Raw genomic sequence first — 6,087 nt, 5'->3', positions numbered from 1 at the left:
CAGCTAGCTATGGTTTCCAAGGACATTGTCCCTGCTGGTTCAACCGAAGGCCACCGCGCTCTCCTTCGTCCTGTCGGGTCTCATCGCGGTCGAGTTTAGCTTCGTGTTGCGTCCCTCTGGCGCGCCGATACAAGGATCAGACTAGCAGGGCCGGGGACAAGGGATGGCACGAGCGGAGATAGGGCAGCGGAATGAGCATATCCTCCTGCTCTCTACCGCCCCGCCGAACAAACGACAAAAAATCTTCGCGGCCGCTGTGGTCGTCCTCCTGCTTGTCGCAATGCTGCTGGTCGCACCATTCGCACGCAACGAGCTGGAAGGCACCGAGACGCTGGTGCTGGCCTACGCTGCCGCCGCCTTGACCACCGAATTCCTCACCGCGGCCTTGCTCCTGTCACTGTTCGCCATCCAGCGGTCACCGGCAATCCTGGTGCTCGCGATGGCTTATGTCTACTCGGGACTCCTGGCCGTGCCCTGGGCCATCAGCTTCCCCGGCGTGCTCGCGCAGCTCGGTTTCTCCGACGCAGGCCAGCAGACGACTGCCGCAATTGCCGCGATTCGACGCATCGGCTGCCCACTGTTCCTGCTGACATACGCCCTGCTGCGAGGGAGCAGGGAGGTAGCGCCGGGCGAGCTGGTCCCAGCGTTGATCGTCGGCTGCATCGCGTCGGTCGCGGCGACGGTCGTTGGCGTCACCTGGATCATCGTCGAGAACCAGGACCTGCTTCCGCGCTTCACGGAGGACAGCGGGCGCATCACCGACCTTTGGATGTATGTGCCTGGCGTTGCCCTTGTCCTGTATGCGTTGCTGGTGCTGCTGCTCGGGCTGTTCGGACGGTCGGTCCTGGATCTTTGGCTGACGGTTGTCATCTGCGCCCTCGCGATCGACCTTCTCCTGCTCTCGTTCATCAGTTCCGGCTTGCGCTTGAGCGTCGGCTGGTGGGCCGGGCGGCTCTACAGCCTGACCGCAGCGAGCGTGGTCCTGATGGTCCTGCTCGCCGAGGCGGCGTCGCTGGCGGCTCGGCTTGCGCGGTCCATGGCGGCCGAGCGTCGCGCGCATGAGGCAAGACTGGTAACCTTGCAGGCGTTCTCGGCATCGATCGCGCATGAGATCAACCAGCCGCTGGCGAGCATGGTCACCAACGCCGATGCGGGGCTTCGCTGGCTTGCGCGCGATAGGCCCGATCTGGACGAAGCCGGCGCGGCGCTGGCCCGCATTGCCAGGGACGGCCACCGCGCCGGGAAGGTGATCGAAGGCATCCGTGCCACGTTCAGCAAGGGCGGGCAGGACCACGCTCGGCTCAACCTCAACCTGCTCATCCGCGAGATGCTCGACCGCTACAGGGACGAGCTTCGGATGGCCCATGTGGCCGTACGGACCGAGCTCGACCCAAATCTACCGCCGGTGTCCGTGAATCGCGTGCAGATCGAACAGGTTGCCTGCAACCTGGTCGTGAATGCGATCGACGCCATGCGGTCCGTGTCCGGTGGGCAGCGGGTGCTTCTGGTCCGGTCCGCAGCGCCGTCGGGCGGCGAGGTGCTCGTATCGGTTGGAGACTCGGGAACCGGCTTGCCTCCGGCGTATCGAGATCGGCTTTTCGAGCCTTTTTTCACGACAAAGGCCGGTGGCCTGGGCGTCGGGCTGACCGTCTCCCACCTGATCCTGGAGGCGCATCGAGGGCGCATTTGGGCTACCGAGAATGCCCCGCGCGGTGCGATTTTCCACTTCACGCTGCCCTGCGATCGAGACCCCGGCTCATCGGCGGAGGAGGCTGTCACGTGACATCTGTTGTCTTCGTCGTGGATGATGACCTGTCGGTCCGCGAAGCGCTGGAAAGCCTCCTGCGCTCGGTTGGCCACGTGGTCGAGGCGTTCGCGTGCACGCGCGACCTGCTCGAGCATCGCCAGCGGATGGCGGACGCGGCTGGATGCCTCGTATTGGACGTGCGGCTGCCGGGGCAAAGCGGGCTCGACCTTCAGCGAGAGCTTGTGACCGCCGGCATTCTACTGCCGATCATCTTCATAACGGGGCATGGCGACGTCCCGATGTCGGTCGCCGCGATGAAGGCGGGGGCGATCGAATTCCTCACCAAGCCGTTCCGAGACCAGGATCTTCTTGATGCCGTCCACCGCGCGCTTGCACTCGACCGCGTCCGCCGGGAAGCATCCGCCGCCCTTGCCACGTTGCGCGAACGATTCGGCACACTCACCGCCAGGGAGCGCGAAGTCATGGCGCTCGTCGCTGCCGGGCACCTGAACAAGCAGATAGCTGCGGAGCTCCAGCTTGCCGAGGTAACGGTGAAGGTCCATCGCGCCCAGGTGATGGCAAAGATGCAGGCACGGTCCTTGCCGGAACTGGTCCGCATGACTGACCGCCTGGCTGCCGACGGTCCGAAACTCTAGGCCGGCATACCTTGGTATAGTTGCCGCTACCCGGCCCGCTGACCAAGGCTGTCATCGGCGGGATGATCCCGCCTGGCTGCGGTACTCGCGCCCGAATGCGTATCAGGGCCGATGCGAACGGCGAAGGGACCGATGGGAAGTAGACCGCTTGTGGCGATCGTCGACGACGATGAGTCGGGACGCGAGGCCGTCGCCGCCCTCGTCCGGTCGCTCGGGTTCACGGCGAGGGAATTTGCAAGTGCGGCGACGTTTCTGCAGTCCAGCAGCCGCGCGAGGACAGCCTGCCTGATCGTCGACATGCGGATGCCAGGCATGACCGGGCTTGAACTGCATCGGCACCTGCTCAGCGGCGGCACTCCGGTGCCGACCATCATCATGACCGCGCACCCCGATGGCACAGCCCGATCAAGCGCGCTCGATGCGCACGTCCACTGCTACCTGCCAAAGCCCTTGGCACCGGAGGAACTGCTCGCGTGCATCCTCTCGGCTCTCGCGAAAGATGCCTGAACGCTCCCATCTTCGTTCTGCTGGCGCATCCCGCCGTGGCGATAGGCCCTTCTCAGTGGGCGTCACGACGCAGGGCGTGCGCTCGCGGTAGCCGCAGGTTCAAGGCGTGCGATACCAAGAGACAATTGTTCCGACCCAGCCTTCCTCTCCACTCTCCGGCCCATGCAGCAGCGATCCGGGCGAGGGCGCCCGCGCCCCGCTTCTCGCACAACGGTGGCAGAGGATGAAACCATGGCTTTCCGCAACGGACTTGCTTCGCTTCTTCGTCCCGAGGACTCGGTCCTCATTTTGATCGACCACCAACCGTACCAGCTCGCAAACCTGAACAGCCACGACCCGCATATCGTGGTCAACAATTCGGCGGCGCTGGCAAAGGTTGCGAAGGTCTTCAACGTCCCGACCGTCCTGACGAGCGTGGTGGCTGATCGTGGCGGCCGCATCTTTCCGCAGATCACCGATGTCTTCCCGGGCCAGGAAGTGATCGACCGGACGTTCATCAACACCTGGGAAGATCCGAAGGTGGTCGACGTCGTAAAGGAGATCGGTCGCAAGCAACTCATCATGGCCGGTCTTTGGACCGAGGTCTGTGTGGCGATGCCGGCAATCCAGGCCGCGGGCGAAGGCTGGGACGTCACGGTCATCGCCGATGCATCGGGCGCGGTTTCCGTGGAGGCCCATGAGATCGCGATCCAGCGCATGATCGCCGCCGGCGTGAACATGATGACCTGGATGGCGCTGGCCGCCGAATGGCAGCGCGACTGGGCGCGGGCGCAAACCGCGATGTCACTGAACGACGTGATGCTGCAGCACGCCGCCGGGAGCGGCATCGCCTTCCTGTGGGAACAGCAGTTGCTCAACACGCCGGTGCCGAGCACCGCGGGATGATCTGAGCGGGCATGCCGAGACCTGTGTGCCATGGCCGAGCGTTCCGTCACCTGAAGTTCGGACTCCCCCAATGCATCAGCCATCGACCCGCTGCCCCGCGGCACGTCCATGCCGGCCATGACACAAAAGGATCAAGATGATGCCGGAAGCCACGACAATCCCTGGAAAGCGGCTGCTCACGCCGCAGGACCACACGCTGATCATGATCGACTTTCAGTCGCAGATGGCGTTTGCGACGAAGTCGATCGACGCAGTGGCACTGCGCAGCAACGTGGCCCTGGTTGGCCGCGCGGCGCACGGCTTCGGCGTCTCAGCGATCCTGACCACTGTCGCGGCAACGAGCTTTTCCGGCCCGATGTTCGACGAGGTCGCGGCGGCCTTCCCCGGCCACGGCATGCTGGATCGCACCAGCATGAACACCTGGGAGGACGCGGCGATCGTCGCTGAGGTCAACCGGCTTGGCAAGACGCGCATCGTGCTCGCCGGGCTTTGGACCTCGGTGTGCATCGTCAGCCCGGCGCTCTCAGCCCTCGACCAGGGCTTCGAGGTCTACGTCATCGCGGATGCATGCGGCGACATCTCGAACGAGGCGCATGACCGCGCGATGGAACGCATGATCCAGGCCGGCGCCCAACCCATGACGGCCCTGCAGTATCTGCTGGAACTGCAACGCGACTGGGCTCGGGGCGAGACCTACGAACTGACGACCGGGATCGCCCGCGAGGTAGGTGGCGCCTACGGACTCGGCATCACCTATGCCAAGACCATGTTCGGCGCCTCCGAAGGCCATTGAGTAGATGCGCGATGTCATCCGAGCAGCCAGCCTCCACGACCCCACCGTCTCCGACCCGGCGCCAGGCCATCGAGCTGGCGGCGGCCGCGGTGGCCACCTTCGCCGCACTGCCAGGCGCAGCCGGCGCATCCACGAGACATGCAGAAGGACCGAACGACATGCCCTACGTGACAACCAGCGACGGCGTGGAGATCTTCTACAAGGACTGGGGCCCGCGCGATGCCCAGCCCATCGTGTTCCATCACGGATGGCCGCTCTCGTCCGATGACTGGGACGCGCAGATGCTGTTCTTCCTGCAGAGCGGCCATCGCGTTGTCGCGCATGACCGGCGCGGCCATGGCCGCTCGGCCCAGGTCTCCGACGGCCACGACATGGACCACTACGCGGCGGATGCCTTCGCGGTGGCCGAGCACCTGAACCTCCGCAACGCGGTCCATATCGGGCATTCCACCGGCGGCGGAGAAGTGGCGCGGTACGTGGCGAAACACGGCCAGCCGGCCGGTCGCGTTGCCAGGGCCGTGCTGGTTTCCGCGATTCCGCCGATCATGCTCAAGACCGAGGCCTATCCCGGCGGGCTGCCGATGGAGGTGTTCGACGGATTCCGCAATGGGCTGGCGGCTAATCGTGCACAGTTCTTCCGGGATGTGCCGGCGGGGCCGTTCTACGGTTTCAACCGGCCAGGTGCGGCGGCGCAGGAAGGCGTGATCCAGAACTGGTGGCGCCAGGGCATGAACGGCAGCGCCAAGGCCCACTACGAGGGCATCAAGGCGTTCTCGGAGACCGACCAGACCGAGGACCTGAAGGCGATCACCGTGCCGACGCTGGTGATGCACGGTGAGGATGATCAGGTCGTGCCGATCGACAATTCGGCGCGGCTGGCCGCCAGGCTGCTGAAGAACGGCACACTGAAGACCTATCCGGGCTTCTCGCACGGAATGCTCACCGTGAATGCCGACGTGCTGAACCGCGACCTGCTCGCCTTCGTAAGGGGCTGACCCGGAACGCGGCCGTTGCCGGGGTGGTGCCTCGGCCCAGGCCGCGTTTTCCGTCTCGTCCCGCCGCAGCGCCACCCTGCCCAGACAGACCAAGGAGTAAGCCCATGGCCGCGCGTGAAGCGATCTTTCCGCCCAATCGTCACGCCCTGTACGCGAAGCACGGCTATTCCGCGGCGATCCGATCCTGCGACCTGCTCTTCGTCTCTGGCCAGGTCGGCAGCCGCGAGGATGGCGGCCCCGAGCCCGGCTTTGAACGTCAGGTCCAGCGCGCCTTCGACAACCTCAAGGCCACGCTCGAGGCTGCCGGGTGCGGCTTCGACGACATTCTCGACGTGACCACCTTCCACACCGACCCCGAAGCCCAGTTCGAGGCTGTCATGAAGGTCAAGAGCCAGGCCTTCCGGGAGCCACCCCACCCAACCTGGACCGCGATCGGCGTCATCTGGCTCGCCGGATTCGACTTCGAGTTCAAGGTGATCGCGCGCATGCCGGGCCGCCCATAGT

Annotated in this window: 7 protein-coding genes; all 7 read left to right on the top strand. The window is 65.3% G+C overall.

The window, feature by feature from the left end; translation table 11 throughout:
• Positions 1-163: 163 nt before the first annotated feature.
• The 7 genes from ACFHPP_RS10615 (at position 164) to ACFHPP_RS10585 (ending at position 6,086) form a co-directional block, all read left to right on the top strand.
• Positions 164-1,783, top strand: coding sequence for an MASE4 domain-containing protein (locus ACFHPP_RS10615; protein ID WP_437163233.1), 1,620 nt, complete (start codon positions 164-166; stop codon positions 1,781-1,783).
• Positions 1,780-2,403, top strand: coding sequence for a response regulator transcription factor (locus tag ACFHPP_RS10610; protein ID WP_437163232.1), 624 nt, complete (start codon positions 1,780-1,782; stop codon positions 2,401-2,403). The genes ACFHPP_RS10615 and ACFHPP_RS10610 overlap by 4 nt, the downstream gene beginning before the upstream one ends.
• Positions 2,404-2,553: 150 nt before the next feature.
• A complete protein-coding gene (locus tag ACFHPP_RS10605) occupies positions 2,554-2,910 on the top strand; it encodes a response regulator transcription factor (protein WP_437163231.1) in 357 nt (118 codons plus the stop codon).
• A gap of 231 nt (positions 2,911-3,141) precedes the next feature.
• A complete protein-coding gene (locus ACFHPP_RS10600) occupies positions 3,142-3,795 on the top strand; it encodes a hydrolase (protein WP_437163230.1) in 654 nt (217 codons plus the stop codon).
• 136 nt (positions 3,796-3,931) lie between these two features.
• Positions 3,932-4,588, top strand: coding sequence for a hydrolase (locus ACFHPP_RS10595; protein ID WP_437163229.1), 657 nt, complete (start codon positions 3,932-3,934; stop codon positions 4,586-4,588).
• A 158-nt stretch (positions 4,589-4,746) separates the two neighbouring features.
• Complete coding sequence (locus tag ACFHPP_RS10590; RefSeq protein WP_437163240.1) at positions 4,747-5,583, top strand: alpha/beta fold hydrolase; 837 nt, start codon at positions 4,747-4,749, stop codon at positions 5,581-5,583.
• Positions 5,584-5,687: 104 nt separating this feature from the next.
• Positions 5,688-6,086 (top strand): RidA family protein, encoded by a 399-nt coding sequence (locus ACFHPP_RS10585; protein WP_437163228.1) that lies wholly within the window; start codon positions 5,688-5,690, stop codon positions 6,084-6,086.
• The last annotated feature ends 1 nt before the right edge of the window (position 6,087 follow it).

It is taken from the genome of Falsiroseomonas sp. E2-1-a20 (assembly GCF_051433195.1).
Lineage (GTDB): Bacteria > Pseudomonadota > Alphaproteobacteria > Acetobacterales > Acetobacteraceae > Falsiroseomonas.
This window is presented reverse-complemented; position numbering and strand designations above follow the sequence as displayed.

Coding starts and splice junctions, on each gene's coding strand:
- ACFHPP_RS10615 (WP_437163233.1), top strand. CDS start 164: ATGGCACGAGCGGAGATAGGGCAGCGGAATGAGCATATCCTCCTGCTC.
- ACFHPP_RS10600 (WP_437163230.1), top strand. CDS start 3,142: ATGGCTTTCCGCAACGGACTTGCTTCGCTTCTTCGTCCCGAGGACTCG.
- ACFHPP_RS10595 (WP_437163229.1), top strand. CDS start 3,932: ATGATGCCGGAAGCCACGACAATCCCTGGAAAGCGGCTGCTCACGCCG.
- ACFHPP_RS10590 (WP_437163240.1), top strand. CDS start 4,747: ATGCCCTACGTGACAACCAGCGACGGCGTGGAGATCTTCTACAAGGAC.
- ACFHPP_RS10585 (WP_437163228.1), top strand. CDS start 5,688: ATGGCCGCGCGTGAAGCGATCTTTCCGCCCAATCGTCACGCCCTGTAC.